Source organism: Bradyrhizobium sp. LTSP849 (assembly GCF_000938255.1).
Lineage (GTDB): Bacteria > Pseudomonadota > Alphaproteobacteria > Rhizobiales > Xanthobacteraceae > Bradyrhizobium.
The window spans coordinates 250,261-269,832 of sequence record NZ_JYMR01000012.1; the positions used below are offsets into that span (position 1 = coordinate 250,261).

General features: G+C 61.6%; 22 protein-coding genes and 1 pseudogene. 9 read left to right on the forward strand and 14 right to left on the reverse strand.

What is annotated here, in order from left to right:
- Positions 1-14: 14 nt before the first annotated feature.
- From UB31_RS10600 to UB31_RS10615, 5 genes are all read right to left on the reverse strand, one after another.
- Complete coding sequence (locus tag UB31_RS10600; protein WP_050044749.1) at positions 15-1,244, reverse strand: efflux RND transporter periplasmic adaptor subunit; 1,230 nt, start codon at positions 1,242-1,244, stop codon at positions 15-17.
- A 70-nt stretch (positions 1,245-1,314) separates the two neighbouring features.
- Positions 1,315-1,524: a hypothetical protein gene (locus UB31_RS10605; RefSeq protein WP_045000919.1), complete on the reverse strand. Its 210-nt coding sequence runs from the start codon at positions 1,522-1,524 to the stop codon at positions 1,315-1,317.
- A gap of 38 nt (positions 1,525-1,562) precedes the next feature.
- Positions 1,563-1,703, reverse strand: coding sequence for a hypothetical protein (locus tag UB31_RS41330; RefSeq protein ID WP_156175285.1), 141 nt, complete (start codon positions 1,701-1,703; stop codon positions 1,563-1,565).
- A gap of 56 nt (positions 1,704-1,759) precedes the next feature.
- A complete protein-coding gene (locus UB31_RS10610) occupies positions 1,760-2,485 on the reverse strand; it encodes an outer membrane protein (RefSeq protein WP_050044750.1) in 726 nt (241 codons plus the stop codon).
- Between the two features lie 65 nt (positions 2,486-2,550).
- Positions 2,551-4,176 carry an outer membrane beta-barrel protein gene (locus UB31_RS10615; RefSeq protein WP_082078486.1) on the reverse strand — a complete coding sequence of 542 codons (1,626 nt, stop codon included), beginning with the start codon at positions 4,174-4,176 and terminating at the stop codon, positions 2,551-2,553.
- 441 nt (positions 4,177-4,617) lie between these two features.
- Here UB31_RS10615 and UB31_RS10620 point away from each other — a divergent pair, with 441 nt between their 5' ends.
- From UB31_RS10620 to UB31_RS10650, 7 genes are all read left to right on the forward strand, one after another.
- Positions 4,618-5,190 (forward strand): hypothetical protein, encoded by a 573-nt coding sequence (locus UB31_RS10620; protein ID WP_045010823.1) that lies wholly within the window; start codon positions 4,618-4,620, stop codon positions 5,188-5,190.
- A 416-nt stretch (positions 5,191-5,606) separates the two neighbouring features.
- Positions 5,607-7,205 carry a DUF4118 domain-containing protein gene (locus UB31_RS10625; RefSeq protein ID WP_045010824.1) on the forward strand — a complete coding sequence of 533 codons (1,599 nt, stop codon included), beginning with the start codon at positions 5,607-5,609 and terminating at the stop codon, positions 7,203-7,205.
- Positions 7,198-7,923 (forward strand): response regulator, encoded by a 726-nt coding sequence (locus tag UB31_RS10630; RefSeq protein WP_045000923.1) that lies wholly within the window; start codon positions 7,198-7,200, stop codon positions 7,921-7,923. Before UB31_RS10625 ends, UB31_RS10630 begins: the two co-directional genes overlap by 8 nt.
- Entirely contained in the window at positions 7,923-8,150 is a 228-nt protein-coding gene (locus UB31_RS10635; protein WP_156162765.1) for a hypothetical protein, read from the forward strand. The genes UB31_RS10630 and UB31_RS10635 overlap by 1 nt, the downstream gene beginning before the upstream one ends.
- A 136-nt stretch (positions 8,151-8,286) precedes the next feature.
- Entirely contained in the window at positions 8,287-8,409 is a 123-nt protein-coding gene (locus tag UB31_RS42810; RefSeq protein WP_283806076.1) for a hypothetical protein, read from the forward strand.
- A 292-nt stretch (positions 8,410-8,701) separates the two neighbouring features.
- Entirely contained in the window at positions 8,702-9,466 is a 765-nt protein-coding gene (locus tag UB31_RS10640; protein WP_082078470.1) for an outer membrane protein, read from the forward strand.
- 501 nt (positions 9,467-9,967) lie between these two features.
- The gene (locus tag UB31_RS10650; protein ID WP_050044752.1) at positions 9,968-10,414 is read left to right on the forward strand and encodes a hypothetical protein; all 447 of its coding nucleotides are present in this window, start codon (positions 9,968-9,970) and stop codon (positions 10,412-10,414) included.
- A gap of 158 nt (positions 10,415-10,572) precedes the next feature.
- Here the strand turns inward: UB31_RS10650 and UB31_RS10655 are convergent, their stop codons facing one another.
- From UB31_RS10655 to UB31_RS42500, 4 genes and pseudogenes are all read right to left on the reverse strand, one after another.
- Positions 10,573-11,028: a GNAT family N-acetyltransferase gene (locus UB31_RS10655; RefSeq protein WP_045010899.1), complete on the reverse strand. Its 456-nt coding sequence runs from the start codon at positions 11,026-11,028 to the stop codon at positions 10,573-10,575.
- Between the two features lie 227 nt (positions 11,029-11,255).
- Complete coding sequence (locus UB31_RS10660; RefSeq protein WP_045010827.1) at positions 11,256-12,344, reverse strand: TRAP transporter substrate-binding protein; 1,089 nt, start codon at positions 12,342-12,344, stop codon at positions 11,256-11,258.
- Between the two features lie 217 nt (positions 12,345-12,561).
- Positions 12,562-12,642: pseudogene (locus UB31_RS40350) on the reverse strand (helix-turn-helix domain-containing protein); the annotation flags it as partial.
- Between the two features lie 116 nt (positions 12,643-12,758).
- Positions 12,759-13,022 carry a hypothetical protein gene (locus tag UB31_RS42500; RefSeq protein ID WP_082078471.1) on the reverse strand — a complete coding sequence of 88 codons (264 nt, stop codon included), beginning with the start codon at positions 13,020-13,022 and terminating at the stop codon, positions 12,759-12,761.
- 282 nt (positions 13,023-13,304) lie between these two features.
- Between UB31_RS42500 and UB31_RS10665 the strand changes: the two genes are divergently transcribed.
- Positions 13,305-13,571, forward strand: a complete 267-nt coding sequence (locus UB31_RS10665) for a hypothetical protein (protein WP_045010900.1) — start codon at positions 13,305-13,307, stop codon at positions 13,569-13,571.
- A 159-nt stretch (positions 13,572-13,730) separates the two neighbouring features.
- Positions 13,731-14,486 (forward strand): outer membrane protein, encoded by a 756-nt coding sequence (locus tag UB31_RS10670; RefSeq protein WP_045010901.1) that lies wholly within the window; start codon positions 13,731-13,733, stop codon positions 14,484-14,486.
- 90 nt (positions 14,487-14,576) lie between these two features.
- Here UB31_RS10670 and UB31_RS40360 read toward each other — a convergent pair whose 3' ends face one another.
- The 5 genes from UB31_RS40360 to UB31_RS10700 form a co-directional block, all read right to left on the reverse strand.
- Positions 14,577-14,921 carry a potassium channel family protein gene (locus UB31_RS40360; protein WP_245305973.1) on the reverse strand — a complete coding sequence of 115 codons (345 nt, stop codon included), beginning with the start codon at positions 14,919-14,921 and terminating at the stop codon, positions 14,577-14,579.
- A gap of 923 nt (positions 14,922-15,844) precedes the next feature.
- Entirely contained in the window at positions 15,845-16,195 is a 351-nt protein-coding gene (locus tag UB31_RS10685; RefSeq protein ID WP_045010828.1) for a YunG family protein, read from the reverse strand.
- A 361-nt stretch (positions 16,196-16,556) separates the two neighbouring features.
- Positions 16,557-17,648: a TRAP transporter substrate-binding protein gene (locus UB31_RS10690; RefSeq protein WP_045010829.1), complete on the reverse strand. Its 1,092-nt coding sequence runs from the start codon at positions 17,646-17,648 to the stop codon at positions 16,557-16,559.
- A 196-nt stretch (positions 17,649-17,844) separates the two neighbouring features.
- On the reverse strand, positions 17,845-18,987 hold the full coding sequence (locus tag UB31_RS10695; RefSeq protein WP_045010830.1) for an Mrp/NBP35 family ATP-binding protein: 1,143 nt from the start codon (positions 18,985-18,987) through the stop codon (positions 17,845-17,847).
- A gap of 53 nt (positions 18,988-19,040) precedes the next feature.
- A complete protein-coding gene (locus UB31_RS10700) occupies positions 19,041-19,478 on the reverse strand; it encodes a VOC family protein (protein ID WP_045000941.1) in 438 nt (145 codons plus the stop codon).
- Between the last annotated feature and the right edge of the window lie 94 nt (positions 19,479-19,572).

The window sequence follows — 19,572 nt, forward strand, 5'->3', positions numbered from 1 at the left end:
CCGGCGATCCTGCGTTAGCTGCCGGACGCGGCGCGGTCGATGAACAGGCTTCCGCGGGTGACGATCTTCTCACCGGCCTTCAGATTGCCACGCGCTTCGACGAGGTCGCCATTGATCAGGCCGACCTGGATCTCGCGCAGCTCAACGGAACCGTCGTCGCGGGAAACCCAGACCCGCACGTGTTCACCCTCGTAGATCAGCGCCTGCTTCGGTACACCGACCGAGGGTCGGTTCGCGCCGGCATAGACGGTGACGTTGGCGAACATTTCCGGCTTGAGCGCTCCGTCCTTGTTGTCGACGGTGGCGCGGACCATCAGGCGCCGCGTCGACGGGTCGATGGCGGCGGCGACATAGTCGACGCGTGCCTTGAAGTCCCGACCGGGAAGCGCCAACACCGTAAAGGCGATGTCCTGCCCGATGGCGATATCCGCCGCCTCGCTCTCGCGCACGAAGGCCGTGAGCCAGACCGTCGACAGGTCCCCGATCACGAAGACGGGATCGCTGGCGCCGCTGCTGATGAACTGGCCGGGGCCGATCTTGCGCTGCACGACCGTGCCGGCGATCGGCGAAGAGATCGGCGTCTCGGCGCTGATCTGGCGCGTCTCCTGGAATTTAGTGATCTGCTCCTCGGAACGACCGAGGATACGCAGCCGATTATGCGCCGCCTCGAGCGCGGTCTCCGCCGAGCGCACGTCGTTCTGCGCGGTGATGAGATCGGATTGCGCCTGCTGCCAGTCCTTGAGCGGCACCGCCTTGCCGGCATAGAGATCGTTGGCACGCTTCTCGACGATCTGCGCGAGGTTGAGCTTGGAGCGAGCGGTATTGAGCGCGCCGAGCGCCGTCACGAAATCGTTCAGGCCCTGCACCGTGTCGGTGGCCTCGACCACGAACAGCGGCTGCCCGCGCTCGACCGTGTCGCTCGGCTTGACCAGCAGTTTGACCACGCGGCCCGCATAGGGCGAGAAGATCGGGGTCGAGGAATCCTCGTTGACTGCGATCTTGCCTTCCGTCACGTGCTCGGCGCGAAACACCCGCTCCGTGACCGGCTCGATCGACAGGCTCGCCAGCTCCGTCGCGCTGGGAACATAACGCGGCGGCTTTGCCCTGGCCTGGCTCGATGTCTCTGTCGACTTGCCGTGCGACGCCAGCATCCGCGGGCCACCAATGGCGCCCACGACGACGACGATCGACACAACCGCCAGCATGGCGAGCCGTCGACGGCTAAAGATCGAACCGAATGTCATGACACAAACACGCGCATTGGCTCATGCACTCCCGTGCCTCCCGAGAGGACTTGGCCTTGCCCGCCTGGGCTCAGTTCTCAGCCGGACCGCGCCACATCGGCGATTTCGGTCCCCCGTAGTAGCGCATCGGCCCGAGATTGGATGACGAGGCATCGACGAACTGCGTCGGTGCCGCCTTGGTGTGATGGACATGCCGGTGGTTAGCATGTCTTGCTTGCACAGGACTGACAGCGCCCGCTATCAGCGTCAGGCCGACGATCAGACCGACTGCGACTCGCATGACAGCTCCTGTCGCGCAGCCCGTTCTGGCGATCGTGCTCATTGGCTCGGCCACATCGGATTTTTCGGTCCGCCGTAATAGCGCATCTGATGCGGCGTCGACGTGTCGCCGGTCGCGGCGTCGAGATCGCTCACGCATCCGGCAAGGCAAGCGCCGAGCCCTGCGAGAGCGATCATCATTGCAACCTTCCGACTTAGCTGCCTGCCGGTCATGCTGTCCCCCTCCTCCAAGGGCGTCAGTATTTCGCGACGACTGCGTTGCCGCCGAACTTGAAGTCGAGTCCGATCGTCACGACCGAGTACGTGTTCGCCACGTTGTAGGCGAGTACACCGTTGGTGGGCGCATCGCGGTGGAACGTGCCGAAATCCAGGTAGCGATATTCGATCTTGCCAATCAGGTTGTCGGTGATCGCATAGGCGATGCCGCCGCCAGCGGCCAGGCCGCTGCGGGTCGCCTTGAACGTGTCGACGCCGACGCCCGGATTGGTGTTGGTGTGAGTGAGCTCGCCATAGGCCCAGCCGCCGGTGAAGAACAGCATCAGGCGATCGACGGCGATGCCGCCACGCGCCCGCAGCGTGCCACCCCAGCCGAATTTGGTGGCGTCGTCCCAACCGAGGGCGAAATTGTCGTTGCCTTTGATGTCCGCCCCGAAGCCGTCGGCCTCGACGCCGACGACGATGTTGCCGCTCTGCCAGTTGTAACCAATCTCGCCACCGCCGAGACCACCCTTGGAGGAGTAGTTGGCGGTGAAATTGGCGAAGCCTGCCGGGCCCGTTGCGTTGTTCAGGTTGTGGTTGCCGTAGCCGCCGCCGCCGAACGCACCGATGTAAAAGCCCGACCAGTCATAGAGCGGCGTCGCAATAGCCGGTGCCTTGCCGTAGATCGGAAGATCGGCCGCGAGCACCGGTGATATGAGACCGAGCGCGCAAAGCGAGGCCGTGGCGAGAAGAATCCGTTTCATTGTAACCCCCTGTCGAATTTGTTCCAAAGACCCCGGCGGCTCGGAAGCCGCCAGGTGGCCCAGCATCAGAAGTGAATGATGATGTCGGCCGAGCCGATCAGGGCGAAGTTCTTGTTCGGAGCGATGCCGAGATTCCCATTGCCGTTGAACGCGTTGGCATCCAGCGACCTGTAGTAGGAGACCTCGGGCCGGATCTCGATCTGCGGCGAGAACCAGTGCTGCCAGCCGATGCCGGTTTCGACATAGCGCGTCTTGGTGCCGGTGCGCTGACCCTGCTTGTCGTCGTAGAACTCGATCCGGTAGGAAATGTTGTCGAGCGGCGACGCCTTGTAGTTCAGATAGGCGAGATAGGTTTGCACCGAAGCCGTACAGGCGAACACGGCCGCACTGTTGCACTGGGCCAGCCCGGGTGCGTTGAACGGCACGTATTGCGGAGAGAACGGCGTGCCGCCCGCAAGAAACGCGGCCATCGCAGCCGGATTATTCGCGTTCAGCACATTGTTCTGGTGCAGGTTGTAAGTCTCGAACGAGATGTGCCACTGGTCGTTGAACTTGTGATAGGCGGTCAGGCCGTACCATTGCAGGTTGTTGTAGCCCCACGTTCCACCGTTGATGGCATCGGCCACGACGTAAACGCTGTCGTTGCCGGAATCACTGGTCCACCGCACGCCTGCCGTAACACTCGGGATCGCGCCAGGATCCTTCAGCATGGTGCTGTTGGGGAAGAGCGGGTTCGGAGACGGATTGGCGATTTTCGCGCCCGAATTCCACGGCATGGTGTCGCTGCCGACCGAAAGACCCACCTGCACCATCCAGTTCTTGTTGACCGCCAGCGTGGTCTGGATACCGGTGTTGGTGTAGTTGTCGAATGTATACGTCATCGAATGCGTATACATGTAGTTGTTCGGCGCAAGCTGCGCTTCGATGTCGGGGATCGAAATGAAGCGACCGAAGCGGACGAGAAGACCATCGGCGAGCCAGGGAATGAACACCTCGCCATAGGCCATCGGCACATCGTAGCCGTAGTTCCTGTTCTGGTTCAGGAGCTGGTTGCTCCAGAGGCCGTATGCAGTGGTGTAACGGTAGTTCTCGCCGTAGATCGGCGCGATCCGGAAGCCCCAATCAATGTGGTCCTTCTGCACCGTGTCGGGCAGGCGTTCGATATAGAGAACAGCCTGATCGAGCTGCACAGTATTCGGGTTGTAATCATAGGCCGCCGGCGCATTGCCGCCGCGCACCGTGCTGCTGCTGAGGTTGCCGCCGGCATTGACCCAGCCATAGACCTGGATGTGCGAGTCGCTCATCGCCTCGCCGAGCTTGGTGTTGCCGAGTGCGTTCATCAACGGGCTGTCGATCGAGCCTGGCCGCGTCACGCCGATGCTGGTCGAACCACCATACGGCCATTCGGTGAACGGCATCGGCGGTGTGCTCTGAGGCGTCGTCGGCCAGCCGTCGCGGCGTGACGGCGGCGCTTTGGGATCGGAGGGCGCCGATTCATGCCCCCACTCGAGCCGATAGTAGTTGATGAAGCGGGTCAAGAAATCCTGACCCAGATAGGAGTCCATGCACGCATAGTTCTTGTAGGGATCACAGAACGTCTTCCCCACCGGCGGAAGCGTGTCAGCCGCGACGGCAGCGCTGCCCGCTCCCATCGCCACCAACGATACGCCCGCCAAAAGATACTTTCTCATCATAGTGCCCCAAGCTGTTGGACCGACGCCTTCCAGGCGCTCTTTCGGTTTGGTTAAGCTTCAGGTGCAATGTTTCGTGATGAGGCCAATAAAAAGCGATACGGTTTCCCTCGCGCATTCGTTAAAATAAAATAGCGTAACGACGCGTTCGATCGTCGTTTGCATTCACAAGCATCAACTGCCCAGCCTGTTTGCTCAAATCGTCAGCGAAAAAATGCGCTTTTGACGGTCAAACGATGTCGCAGCGCAACCTTTCCTGCGAGCTGTGTCATTTCTGTCATAGGTCGCAACGCGCCCTGCCCGACTTGCGCGCAACAACGCGTCGGCCGAACCAAACAGCTATTATTTTGCTATGCATGCGCACCCGATTGTCGATCGAAGATATATGTCGGGACTCGCTAAGCTCCTCGCATAGGCACATCTGCTTCGCGAGGTTCGACCATGGAAGCCGTGACTCATGCAGCGCGCGGCCGCCGCAAGGCGACCAGCGACGGCGTTCAATGCGATCTCGCCTTCCTGCCGGAGATTCTGACGCGGCAATGCCGCAGCCTGATCGAATCGTATCACGAGGTTCATGGCTTCGCCTCGCTGCCGAACATGCTTTGGCAGTTTCGCATGGGCCCGCTGATCGAGCGGCATGCCGAGCTTCGCCAGCTGCTGCGCCGCGCCTCGACGACCCGCAGCGCCAAGAAGGCCAATGAGGGCTTCGTGCGGATCGCGACCACGATTCTCTCGCTCGAGATTCTCGCAAGCAGCTTTGCCGGATGGAGCGCGATCTATCCGGTCGCCGGCGAGACCGCCCGCGACCTGCTGCAACGGAGCGCGCATGGGCCGCATATGCCGCTGATGGACTTCTATCTCTATCCGCCGAAGCAGATCAGCGCCGCCGCGGTCGCAGCCCTTGCACCACCCCACAGCCGCTCGACCGACGAAGCCGGGCTCTATCGCGCCTCAAAGCCGGAGCTCCAGGGCGAGAAGCGCGCGTTGCAATATGCAAGCCTGCTACGCGGCTGAGACCCTTCGCGGGCTCGAACCACGGCGCGGGCGTAAATCAAGACAGCTTATGAGAGAGTGAGATCAGGGATACACCTCTCGAAATGTATTGCGTCTCGTTTCCGTAGAAGTACTGACCCTTTCGGCTATTTCTTTTTTATTTCTGCGTGCCGCCAACAGCATAGATTTTCTACGCTGATCTGGACCATCGTTGGTCTGCCGGGTGGTTCACGACATTGAAGACTTTGCATCACGACATTGAACGGGCTCCGGCGCGCGCCGCAGATCGGCGGAAGCCGATTGCGATCAAATTTCCGAACATTGTCCGATCGAGTCTCGTCTGACGAGAGAACCCGTCGCGGGCCATTCGGTGTCGTCGTCGACAAGGGCAAGTACACAAGTTGATTCTTCATCTGCCTCTGGACCGCATGTTTACAATGACGAGCGCGCGGCCGACCAAGCTCGCATCGCGACCGTCCGGGGCCGCCGCCCTGGATGAGATCTCGCCGTGGCGCGTTCTGTGGCAGAAAGCAGTCCCTCCGCTGCTGTCGATCTCCAGCATCGGGCTCGTCACCGCCGCATTGCTGGCGCTCAACCAGACGCTCGCAACCAGCCTGGTGCCGATCGCCTATCTGGTTCCGGTGATGTTTGCCGCCACCCGATGGGGAGTCTGGCCGGCGATGGCCGCCTCGATCACGGGCATGGTGGCCGCGGACTTCTTCTTCTTCGCTCCCCTTTATAGCTTTCGTGTCGACGATCCGCAGGAGGCGGTCGATCTCCTGCTGTTCCTGATCGTATCGCTGGTCAGCAGCAATCTTGCCTCACGGCTGCGGAAGGAGACCGAGACCCTGCGTCAGCGCGAGAGCGAGATGCACGCGCTCTATGATTTCTCGCGCAGCCTCGCTTCCTGCTTTGCGGTCGCCGACCTGATCGCCGCGATCAGGCAGCACTTCGAGCGCGCGTTCGGGCACGCCGCGACCTTCTTCGTGACCACCACCAACGGGCATTTCGAGCCACCCGAGCCGCAATTCGCACCGCCTTCCGTCAAGGCAAGTGCGGCTGCGATGAATTCCGGCGAGGGACCGCTGTCGCGGACGATCATCGACGAACGCCGCCGCGAACTCTGGCTGCTCAGGGCGATCTCGTCGGAGACGTCGATTCACGGCGTGATCGCAGTCAATATCGGTCTTGGCTCGGAGCTGACGATCGAGCGGCGATCGCGCCGAATCGAGGCCATCCTCGATGAGACCGCGCTGACCCTGCAACGCCTCGACATCGGCAAGGCCATGGAGAGCGCGCGGTTGCGTCTGCAGGCACAGATGCTGCGGGATGCCTTCCACGGCACGCTATCCCACGAACTTTGCACGCCGCTCGCAGCGATCCAGGGTTCGGCGAGCGTGCTCGAGACCATTCCGGCGATCCGTGCAGATGTGAGGATACACGCGCTGGTCGAGGCGATCTCCGAGGAGACGGCACATCTCGACGGCTACATCAGCAATTTGCTCAGCGCGACCCGCGTCACTGCCGGCGGACTGAACCCGCGCCTCGAATGGGCGGATCCGAGGGACATCGTGAACGGTGCAATCAAGCGGCGTGCGCGACGACTTTCGGCACATCGGATAGAGACCCATTTCGCCGACGATCTTCCCCTGCTCCACGTCGATTCGGGACTGGTGGAGGAGGCCTGCGGGCAGATCCTGGAGAACGCCGCAAAATACTCGCCGTCCGGTTCGACGATCACGGCCGATGTGCGTTACGAGCCTCACCGTGTGATCGTCGTCGTGTCCGATCAGGGCGTCGGCATCACGGCGGACGAACGGCAACAGCTCGGGCACCGATCCTTTCGGAGCGCGCGGCATCAGAGCTCGATCCCGGGCACCGGCCTCGGCTTCTGGATCGCATCGACCTTCATCCAGGCCAACGGCGGCACCATCGCTGTCCACAGCCGTGGTCCGGGACAGGGAACGACAGTGTCGATCTCCCTGCCGGCGTCCGAGACATCCACCTCTGAATTGACGGCGTTTGCAAATGAGTAAGCCTGCAAATGTCGTCCTGCTGATCGACGACGAGCCAAAGATCAGGCGCTTTCTCCGCGCGGGCTTCGAGCTTAACGGCTTCGCCGTGCTCGAGGCCGAAAACGCCACCGAGGCATTGAAGATCGCAACCTTCAGTTCGCCGGACCTCATCATTCTCGATCTGTCGCTGCCCGACCTTCACGGCGCGGATGTGCTGGAGCGGATTCGCGCCTGGTCGAACGTGCCGATCATCATCCTCTCGGTCGTGGCTGGCGAGGACGAGAAGGTGCGCCTGCTGCAAGCCGGCGCCGACGACTACGTCGTCAAGCCGTTCGGCATGGCCGAGTTGCTGGCGCGAAGCGAGGCGGCGCTGCGGCGCTATTTCAAGTCGGCGACGGAGAATCCGGTCGTGGCCGCAGGCCCGTTGTCGGTCGACCTCGTGACCCGATCGGTGTCGCTGCACAGCAGCCCGGTGCGCCTGACGCGCAAGGAATACCGGCTGCTGCACGTTCTCGCCATGCATGTCGGCCTCGTCGTCACCCACGATCAGCTCCTGAAGGAGATCTGGAGCGGCAACCAGCGCGACAACATCCAGTATCTTCGGATCCTCGTGCGCAAGCTTCGCCAGAAGATCGAGGCCGACCCCAACCAGCCGCGGCTCCTGGTCACCGAGTCCGGCGTCGGCTATCGCCTTCAGAATCGGCTGGACGCGGAGCCGCTCACGGCCCGGGTGAGCTGATGCTGCGCCCTTCGCCCCGACGATCCTTTTACGTCGTCGTGTCCTGGTCCGGCGATGCCGGCCAGGAATGGTCGTGGGAAATCCGGCGCAAGCGCAGACCGATGGGCATCAGGCTCCGTGAAGTCGGGTTTCGCTCGCACCGGGCCGCACACGAGGCCGGACGCCTCGCGCTCGAGGATTTCCTCAACGGGCTCGTCATCGAGCGCGCCTCGCGATCAGCGCTCTGATCAAGGTCTCCGCACGCCTCCATGACGACAACGGAATGCCAGCCCGCCCGCGCATGACGCGCAGAGCGTCCATCGTATAAAAATAATATATTCTTCATCGCGAACCGCGTAATTTGCCCAACAAAGGGGCGCGCGCGTGGACTTCCTCATTCAAGAATTTAGCATTTTTGGTTTCGATGCCCAGTACTGGATGCTTGCGGGTGCAGCCTTTGTCGCAATCTTCATCATCTTCGTCTGGCGGACCCGCGACCGGAATTAGGCACATCACACGCGGGAAACATCGATAAAAAACGCTGCGATGCAATCTCATCCGGATGCAATAGGTCGCGCAGCCCTCGCCGTATCTCCATTTCCAAAATCCGCATCGTGAGACCGAAAGCTATCTTTTCTCAATGATTTTCGACGCCTTGCGATGTCGCGAGCGTGCAACGCGCGGGCAAAAAACAGGTTCTGCACCCTCTCGCGGTCCTTTCGGCATCGCGGAATCCGCACGCTGTCCTTAAGATCAGCTCCGAAATTGAATTGGCCGCGTGGCCATGCAGGGGGCTTGAATGTACGGACGATTGAAATCTCTTGTCGTCGCGAGCGTGCTGATCGGGCTCGGCGCGACGAGCGTCGCGACCGCGGCCGATCTGCCGGTGAAGGCGAGGCCGATGCCTGCTGCTCCGCTCTACAACTGGACCGGCTGCTATCTCGGCGGCAATGTCGGCGGCGGGTGGACGCGACTGGATACCGCGCGCGTCTCTGACTTCTTCGGCGCCGCGTCGCCGGCAATTTACGGTCGCGAGAAGGACAGCGGCTTCATCGGCGGCGGCCAGGTCGGCTGCGACTTCCAGACCGGCAATCTCGTGTTCGGCGTCGGCGGCAGCTTCGATTTCGGCAGCGTCAAGGGCAGCCATGCCCTGACCGACTTTCCCACCTTCTCCGAAGCGAATAATTTGAAGGAGATCTACACTGCGACCGGCCGCATCGGCTATCTCTGGACGCCGCAACTCCTCGGCTATCTCAAGGGCGGCGCGGCTTGGATCAAGAATCGCAACCAGGTGTTCGCGCCAGGCGGTGCGGTGTTCGAATCCGCAAGCTTCTATCAGCCCGGCATGACCATCGGCATCGGCGCCGAATGGATGTTCGCACCAAACTGGTCGGTCTTCGCCGAGTATAACTACATGTGGTTCCTGGACGACAACGCGCGTGCGTTCACGCTGCCCGGGGGCGGCTCCGGCGAAGTCATCGGCGTCCAGCAGCGGGCCTCGACCGCGCTGGTCGGCGTGAACTACAAATTCCATTGGGACGGCCCCGTCGTCGCCAAATACTGACGTCTATCGCCATCTACTGACGTCTCTCTCCAAACCTCCAACCAACTTGAGCCCCGGTTCGTCCGGGGCCCTTTTTTTGAACAAGTTTCGGTCTGAACAAGCGTTCCAATTGTCCGATCTGTGTACGCCATCCAAGGATGGAGAAGTCTCATGGGTCTACGCCTTTGGCTCCTCGTCGTAGCGACGGCTGCCGTTGCGCATGCGATTCTTCTCGCGGTGGATCACCAGATCGAAGCCGGCGTAGACCGTCTATCGGATTACCGCGGCGCGACCAGCGCCGTACCCGACCTCAAATCAGTGACGGCGCGAAGCGCGTACATGCGCAATGAACGTTGATTGACGCCTCGTTTGAAGGCATGCCTATGGCATCCCTATGAGATAGGCTTCCGCATCGCCTCGAAATCATATGCGCTGCAAGAGATATTTGAGCCATCAGTCGGGACGAACAGTCACGCCAGCGTACCCAAGAGTTCACAACAAGGGTTCACAAGGAGTATCTTCGTGCTCCATACGCCTCCCTCCACCAGCGACCGCGATCAGGTGGTCGAGACCATGATCTCGCTCACCCATTTGTCGAAACTCGACCGTGCGATCGTCGCTGGCGGCGACTGCACCGAACTGTATTTGGCGCTGCGCCGCCGCGGCTTCACCCGCATCGGGCTGCCCTCGCGCTTCCGTCTGCGCACCCCGACTTTTTCCGTCGGCCTCATCACCGTGCAGGACGTGTTCGGCGAGTTCGAGACGGCGCTGTCCCAGGTCGCTCCGTCTCTGGGCGCGACCGCGGCGATTGCGGTCCTGATCAAGTCGAGCGAGGCCGGCTTCGCGCTCAAGATCCGCAGAAGGCTCGAACAACTCGGCTTCCGGATCGAGGCTGGCGTCAGGTGCCATCAGGGCTTCGTGCTGTCTGCCTATCGACAGAGCTTAGCCCAGATGAAATGGGCAGCCTGAGCGGCCAGGATGACGCAAGACAGGCGCCGTTGCGTCTTCCAACACCGGCTCATGCCTTCCGTGCAGGTGAGCGAGGCCAAATAGGTCATCGTGACCTTGCCTACAGTCGACGACCGCAGCCGACCCCCGATTTGCCCGACGTGTCAAGCGGTTCAACGCTAAAGCATCAGCTTGTAGCCCAAGTGACTGCCAACGAATCCCAGCCTCTCGTAGAAGCGGTGAGCATCGGAGCGCGTCTTGTCGGTCGTGAGCTGGACGAGATCGCAACCTCTGGCTCGGCATTGGCCTATCGCCCATTCAAACATCTGCTGCCCAACACCGGATCCCCGCTGGGACGCGGCGATTCTCACCGCCTCGATCTGTCCGCGCCAGGCGCCCTTCCGTGCCAGTCCGGGAATGAAGGAAAGTTGAAGGGTGCCAATCACCTCGTCGTTCACGGTCGCGACCAGTTGCAGCTGGTTGGCATCGGCAAGAATGGCCTGAAACGCATCGCCATATTTCGGGTTTGTCGGCGAGCTCGCATCCTCCCGTTGCTGTCCCAGGGTATCGTCTGCCAGGAGAGCAACGATGGCCGGAAGATCGGCCAATTGAGCTCGGCGGAACATAATCTGCATGATTGGGCAAGTCTCCACGGAGGCCGGAGCGAAGGCGTCATGCATCCCAGGCGCCCTGCCTCGCCTCTCCCGGATTGCGCGATGATCGCCTCTTGCCTCCGTTTTGCCCGACGTGTCAAGCGACTTTGTAAAATCCGAAGACATCAGCCACGCAAAAAGCCCGGCCTCGCGCTTTGCGAGACCGGGCTTTCGTTTATTGGAAGATCGCGCCGCGACGTCCGCCGCGATCAGCCCTGCGACCGCCGCGACATGAAGATGTCGTAGCCGACTTCGCCGACCTGGAACCAGGCGTAGCTGTCGTTGGAGAATTTGGTCAGGGACTCATACACCTTCTTGAAGTTGGGGTTGGTCGCCGAGACCTCGTCGTGCAGCTCCTTCGCCGCCTTGTAGCAGGCGTCCATGATCGGCGGCGAGAAGGCGTGCAGCTTGGTGCCGTTGGCGAGCAGCTTCCTCAGCGCCAGCGGATTGGCCTGGTCGTAACGCGCCATCATGTAGTTGTTGGCGTAATGGCCGGCCTGTGTGAGCACGCTCTGGTAATATTTCGGCAGTGCATTCCATTTGTCGAGGTTGACGAAGGCGAGCAGCATCGGCCCGCCCTCCCACCAGCCGGGATAATAGTAGTGCGGCGCGATCTTGTAGAAGCCGAGCTTCTCGTCGTCATAGGGACCGACCCATTCGGCCGCGTCGATGGTGCCCTTCTCCAGCGCCGGATAGATGTCGCCGCCGGCAAGCTGCTGCGGCACCGTGCCGAGCTTCTGAAGCACGCGGCCGGCAAAGCCGCCGATGCGGAATTTCATGCCCTTGAGATCATCGGGCGTGTTAACCTCTTTCCTGAACCAGCCGCCCATCTGGCAGCCGGTGTTGCCGGCAAGCAGCGAGATGACGTTGTAGCTCTTGTAGAAGTCGTTGAGGACTTCCTTGCCCCCGCCCAGCATGTACCAAGCCTGATTGATCCGCATGTTCGGACCGAACGGCACTGACGAGCCGAAGGTGAAGGTCGGGTCCTTGCCGAAATAATAATAGGACGCGGTGTGGCCGATCTCGCAGGTGGCGTTCTGCACGGCATCGAGCACCTGGAGGCCCGGCACGATCTCGCCGGCCGCAAAGATCTGGATCTGGAATTTGTTGTCGGTCGCCTCTGCAACCATCTTGCACATCATCTCGGCGCCGCCAAACAGCGTGTCGAGCGATTTCGGCCAGCTCGTCGGCATGCGCCATTTGATTTCCGGCATCGACTGCGCAATCGCGGGCGCAGCAAGCGTCGCGGCACCGGCCGCACCAAGTCCGGTGACCTTGATGAAGTCTCGTCTCTTCATGATTTCCTGCCCTGATGGATTTAAGATTGTGGGCCTTCTTGCCGAGGCTTGGGGGACAGCATGGCGTAAGGCCGGGCCGAATTCCATCGTGATCGCACTGCGGCAAAGAAAAAGCCCGGCCTCCAGAGCGGGCCGGGCTTTGCGATCTTGCGACTTAAGACGTAGAGCCTAATTCTTCATCAGCCGCGGTAGCGCGAGCACCCTCGCGCTGAAGTCACGATACTGCTCGCGAAACGGTTTCGAGAGTTATGCCGAGATATTCGGCGATGTCACGCCGAGACATCGGTAGCGACATGGTCTTCGCTCCGGCTCGTCGATGATTTCATCTTACCCCTTCGACAGAAATATGCGGTCGCGAGCCTGGCTCGCTGTCCTGGCTCGCTGTCCTGGCTCGCGATCCGCGAGCGAATCCCCTTACCGCCGCACGCCAACGCGATTGACGCCGCCATTCGCATTGCCACCAGCGTTGTGGCGGACCGCTGCACGCGCAACGGGGCGCGGCCTCAGAACGACGCCGGCCCGGGCAACGCACCCCCCCGGATAGCCGACGTACTGGCAATATACGATTGCGTGGGCCGGTGATGGATTAAGCGTGACGCCTGCAAGCACCAGAAGGGCGCTGGCAGCTATCCCTGCAATCGTCGCGCATCTCATCGAGAGTTGGGTCTTCGCCTTCATGATGGTCCTCCTCTTTGCACTTGCGAAATCAGGGGTGGCACAAGTCGCCTTCCTGCGGCTGTAGATAGCGTGTCCGGGAAAGATTGAGCGACATTGACGTAGATCAAGTGTGATTGGGCCGAGCGGTAGCTCCGCAGAACCGCATATGGGTTTAGGTGCCCGTCGCTTCGCTGTTGTCTGGCAGCATCAGGCGCGGTCTTGATTCAGATCAACCGGCTATGTGACAGGCGCACCACAACAGGGGGGATGAGCGGGCTGGGCCAATTCGCGGGTAGGTGCGCGATGACGCCGACTTGGTACGTCACCTTCGAAGTGCGTAAACGCGGCACGCTGCCGAAGCAGCGGAGTCCTCGGGAGACAAGGACCTTCGCTACGGAAGCAGAGGCCAAGGCGTTCGCTCGTGCAAAGCTCGACGAAGGCCTCGCTGTATTTGCAGGCACGATCAATCCGAGCGTCCCCAGGCAGCTTATTCCGTCAACCCGCATCCAGGCCTGGCTTGCCGACGAACTATCGGACACTGAACGACATACCGGTCCCGGCACGGAATAAGCACGCCTTCGTGCACATACACGGCTCTTGAGTGTTGCCATTTTGTTACGGGCGTAGGGTCTCATCGAACGTAACGTATGGATGTTCGCCGTGCTTATGCACGCAAGCCTGCATTCGCGTTTCTAAACAAGAAAGAGATCGGAGCGAGGGGACATGATGATGAAAAGGCTTTCGATGGCTGCGATCAGCTTCGCAGCGCTGAACATGACGGCTCCGGCCATGGCCGCCGATATGGCTGTCAAGGCAGCGCCGCCTCCACCGGTAGTGGCGATCTACAACTGGAGCGGATTCTACATTGGCGGCAATGGAGGCTGGGGGCAGAGCCATGGTTGCGTGGATTTCCTGACGCCCGCAGGGACACTCGCAGGCGGTTGCGCTGATCGCTCCGGCGGCCTTGTTGGCGGGCAGATCGGATACCGCTGGCAGACCAATCAGTTTGTCCTTGGATTGGAGGCGCAGGGCGACTGGGCCGAAATCAAGAACACCCGCGTCAGCCTGATCGATCCATTGATCTCCACCACAGGCAAGATAGATGGCATCGGGCTGTTCACGGCTCAACTCGGCTGGGCATGGAACGCGTCGCTGTTCTACGTGAAGGGTGGCGCTGCGGTAACGCGCAATCGCTTTGACATATTCAACAATGTCACCGGTGTCGGACTCGCCTCGGCAGGTCACACGCGCTGGGGCGGTGCCCTGGGAGTCGGCTGGGAATATGGCTTCACCCCCAACTGGTCGTTCGGTATCGAGTACGACCATCTCTGGATGGGGCGTGACAACACGTCCTTCGCAGGCGTGGTCACGCCAGGGGGAGTCACCCTTCTCGGCAACGGGGTCAGCCAGGATGTGGACATGATCACACTTCGGGTGAACTATCGTTTCGGCGGCTATGGTGCGCCGGTCACCGCTCGCTACTGAACCGTGCTTCCGCTCATAATGGAGGCCCCGAGACCGGGGCCTCCGCATTAATGCAGAAATCTGCCATCAGTCTGCAGCCCAAAACCGTCGCTACGGTGATTGCTGGTGGGCGTGTTCAATTTGCCCCCCGAGCTCGAGCGTGACCAGTCGCGCCAATGGCGTCGCCGGATACAATTGCCCGATAACCGCTTCGATGTTGCAGAGGCTCCTCGCCCATGGATGGACGGGCACGATGTCGCCGTACCCGGTCGTCGTCAGCGTGGCGAAGCTCAAATAGAAAACCTTGCTTGCAAGCGATCGGTCATCCACGAACTCGATGCCTTTGAACGCATCCGCGGCCGACAAGCCAAGGAACGTGATACGGTGCCCCTGTTGGCTTCCAGCTCCCGGTCTTCGGCATGCGAGGTCATTCCTGCGCAGCCGATAGCGATGCATCCAGCATCCCGCCGGCGCCAAATGCTGCTTTATCCACATCAAGGATGTTTGGGGTCGCGTGAGTCGCTGCCGCAGCAACTCACGACACAGAATACACATCAGAATGACAGCACATCTGCCGCACCTTCGAAAAAATCGATTCTAAGACGTCGGCGTTCGGATCGTGTCTGGACGCCGATCACCAGGATCTGAAGCCGAGCCAGGTGAATTGCCCTTGTCGCGCCGCTAGAAGCATCTGCGGCTTGACGTGTCGTCTCGGCCGGGCGGCGACGCTTGATATCTTCGGTTGTCGCTTGCGATCGATGGATTCAGGCGGACGTGCGTCCGGACGCGGCAGCATTGCGAGCGCATTTGCGACTGTCGGGTTATCCATCCGGTTAACAGGCAGTTCGGTGACGTCTGACGACATCGCGACATCGGGGATCTTGACCGCGGGTGCGACGGCAACGATTGCCGACGACCGGGTATCGAAGACAATTCGCTCCGGCCATTTGCGATCGGAGTGAATGCGTATCGTTGGGCGATCGGACGGCGCCTGTTCAGAGATTGGCGCCCTCGGAAGGCAATAGTCCGCGACAAAGAGCAATAAGAGCAACGCCGCTCCGACCTTCCAGAGATATGCCAACAGCGGCATGCCGGTCGCTCCCGTACCCCCGAAACGCTCCCCTGGGCCAGTTCTACGACGTTATCTACCGCATGCTGCACAATGGCGACGGACTGCTTGATCTGGATCAAGCGTTGAGGTGATCGGAAACGTGACTTTCGGCTTTTCATGCCGATCCCGAGGCGCAGTTTTTCGACTCATGGCGCTGACCCTGTCGTTCACTGCAACGCTTTACCCATCATGGCGCGCTGCGCGACTTGATCCTGTGGAGGCTCTCCGGCAGGGCGACTAGCCATGGCGACTGGAAAATGTCGGCTGACTAACCTGACCTGGTACGGTGCTCCTGAAAAGCGGCTCTGAGTTCGGCCAGTTCGTCGTGTGTTGCTCCCGGCTCCGCTTCGGTCCGAGTGGCAGGAAGGTCCATATAAGCGATCGGCTGATCGAACTGGCTCGCCGTGAAGTCATACCTCCGGCCTCCGATCCGATTGTAGAAATGATCGCCGACCGGCAGAGGCGTCTTCAGCAACTCGCCGCCGAACAGTTCATGAATCAGCAGCGACGTGACGTTGCATTGCCCAGCCGCCGGATTGGCCGGGGTCCATTGGCTGGCCGTCGACAACGACCATGCCTGGCGCAGCGCGCTTTGAACGTCATCGGGATCGAAGCTCATCGTCCCTCCAGGGATCAACACCGAGGTTAATTTCGGATTATACGATTGTCGCTTTGTGACACTGTTTTGCCCGACGAGTCAAAATGCCCTTGCTCGTCGATGCGAGTCCAACTCTATCCGCTCGTCATCAAGCGAAGCGTCCCGCCAGCGCCAACCGCGCAGCGATTGCCTCTTTCCGTCGATTTTCTCCGCCACCTCAAACTGTTGGCCGCATTCACAGGGCAACGTGCCTTCACCGCGCGTCTACTGTGCATGGGGTTGTTTTCCATATTTTGTTCGGCCCCGATCGCACTGCGCCAAAGAAAAAGCCCGGCCTCGCGAAGGAGGCCGGGCGCTGTCGTCTTGCGACATGCTCGAACGATCAGCCGCGGGTGCGCGAGCGGATCATGAAGCTGTCGTAGGTGTATTCGGCGACCTGCCACCACAGATATTCGTCGGAGCGGTAGGCCTGCATGGCGTCGATCGACTTCTTGAAGTCGGCGTTCTTGGCCGAGATCTCGCCCCACAGCTCGTTGGTCGCCTTGAGGCAGGCCTCGAGCACCTCGTTGGTGAAGGGACGAAGCTGGGTGCCGCCGGCGACCAGACGCTTCAGCGCGCCCGGGTTCTGCATGTCGTAGCGCGCGGCCATCCAGGTGTTGGCGTTCGCCATCGCGTTGGTGAGGATCGCCTGGTAGTTCTTCGGCAGCGAATTCCACTTGTCCAGATTGGTGAAGGCGTGGACGGTCGGACCGCCTTCCCAGAAGCCCGGATAGTAATAGTACTTCGCGACCTTGGCGAAGCCGAGCTTCTCGTCATCGTAGGGGCCGACCCATTCGGCCGCGTCGATGGTGCCCTTTTCCAGCGCCGGATAGATATCGCCGCCGGCGAGCTGCTGCGGCACCACGCCGACCTTCTGGAGCACCTGGCCGGCGATGCCGCCGATGCGCATCTTGAGGCCGGAGAGATCGGCAACGGTCTTGATCTCCTTGCGGAACCAGCCGCCCATCTGGGTGCCGGTGTTGCCGCAGGGGAAGCCGATCACGTTCGACTTCTTGAAGAACTCGTTGCCGAGCTGCTCGCCGCCGCCCTGATACCACCAGGAGTTCTGCTGGCGTGCATTGAGGCCGAACGGCACCGAGGCGTAGATCGCCCAGGTCGGGTCCTTGCCGACATAGTAGTACGACACGGTGTGGCACATCTCGACGGTCCCGTTCGAGGTCGCATCGAGCGCCTGCAGGCCGGGGACGATTTCGCCGGCGGCGAACACCTGGATCTGGAACTTGTTGTCGGTCATCTCGGCGACGTACTTCGCCACCTGCTCACCGCCGCCATAAATGGTATCGAGCGACTTCGGGAAGCTCGAAGTCATGCGCCACTTGATCTCGGGCGAGGACTGCGCGATCGCCGGCGAGGCCACCGCGGCGGTCGCCGCCGCACCTGCTGCCGACACTTTCAGGAAATCACGACGCTTCATCTTCTACTCTCTCCTTGTTGGGGTGTTTCCCCTCAACTTCCTCATTTGCTGCCGCTCATTTCGGCGACGCGTTTTAAGTCGCGTCGAACCGGTGGGGCTTGACTGCCGTGGGCCTTTAACACGGAAGCCCCGCGCGCGGAACGCGACAATGGCATGACAGGACTCTACGAAAGTCGCATGTCCCCAGAAGACCGGCTCAGGCCGCAGCGATGACGCCCTTGAGCTGGTCCCGGACCTGTCCCGCAATGGCGCGGTAGATCGCCGCATGGGGGCCCTCCGGCTCACTGTCGACCACGGGGCGACCGGCATCCGATGAGGCGCGAATCGCCATGTGCAGCGGGATCTCGCCCAGGAACGGCACGCCGAGCTTCTCAGCCTCATGGCGTGCACCGCCATGGCCAAAGATGTCGGATTTCGTGCCGCAATGCGGGCACTGGAAGTAGCTCATGTTCTCGACGATGCCGAGCACGCGCACGTTGACCTTTTTGAACATGGCAAGCCCACGTCGTGCGTCGATCAGGGACAGGTCCTGCGGGGTCGAGATGATGACGGCGCCCTTCAGCGGCACGTTCTGCGCCAGCGTGAGTTGGGCATCGCCGGTGCCCGGCGGCATGTCGACGACGAGCACGTCGAGCGCACCCCATGCGACGTCGCGCAGCATCTGCGTCACCGCCGACATCACCATCGGACCGCGCCAGATCATCGCGGTCTCTTCTTCCACGAGGAAGCCGATCGACATGATGGCAAGACCAAAGCGTTTGAGCGGGATCATCTTGCGCTCGCCGTCGAGCTCCGGCTTCTCATGCAGGCCCGTCAGCCGCGGCACCGAGGGGCCGTAGATGTCGGCATCGAGCAGCCCGACCTTGAGGCCGAGGTCGCGCAGGCCGAGCGCCAGATTGAGTGCGGTGGTCGATTTGCCGACACCGCCCTTGCCGGAGGCCACCGCGATCACGGCAGCGACGCCCGGAATCTCGGACTGCCGCGCCATCGGCGATTGGGCGCCGCCCTGCGGCGGCGGCTTGTGGGCGTGGACCGGCTGCACGCCCGGCGTGCCGCGGCTCGGCGTTGGCGGAGGTGGTGGTGCCGCGCCGCCTTTACGCTCGGCGGTCAGCGCTACCATCACCGTGGTGACGCCGGGAATGGCGCGCACGGCGGCCTCAGCTTCGGAGCGGACGGATTCCCAGGCCCGCGCCTCGGCGGCATCGACATTGATCGAGAAGAACACCTTGCCGTCGGAGGCGCTGATCGCGCTCAGCACATTGGCATTGGTGAGCGCGACCCCGCGCGGCGACTTGATCCGGCCGAGGCTGTCGAGAACCTGTTGCTGCGTCACGCTCAAAGCGCATCTCCTAGAGTTCAGGATGCCCCATTAGAGCGGAAACGCGAAAAAGGCTACTGCCTGCCGATATCGCCAGCCATCTCGGCGGGCGCCGCCCCCTGCTCCTTCGCCGCCTCGTAATTGAGCTCGATCATGACGCCATTGGGGTCATGGACGAAGATCTGCCAGAGGTCACCGCCGGGCACCTGGCGTGAGTCGAATGTCATGCCCTTGGAGGCCAGCCGCCGCTTCATGCCATCAAAGCCGCTGCTGATGAAGGCGACGTGGTGGACCACGCCGGAATCCGGCTTTTGCGGCTCCGAGGTCGGGGAAATATCGACGAGGTGCACCACCGGCTTGCCCTCGCTGTACATCCAGGCCCCCGGGAAGGCGAAATTGGGCCGGGCGCCTTTTTCAAGGCCCAGCACGTCCTCGTAGAAGCGGACCGTCTCGGCCAGATTCCGGGTCCGGATGTTGAAATGATCGAGGACGCCAACGCTTACGCCGCCCATGCTTTTCGCTCCCTTTTTTTGAAGTCCTTGAGGTCCACCATCCTAGCACAGGAGGCCGCTAAACGAAGCCGTTGCCCTCCCGCCTCAAGGGTTT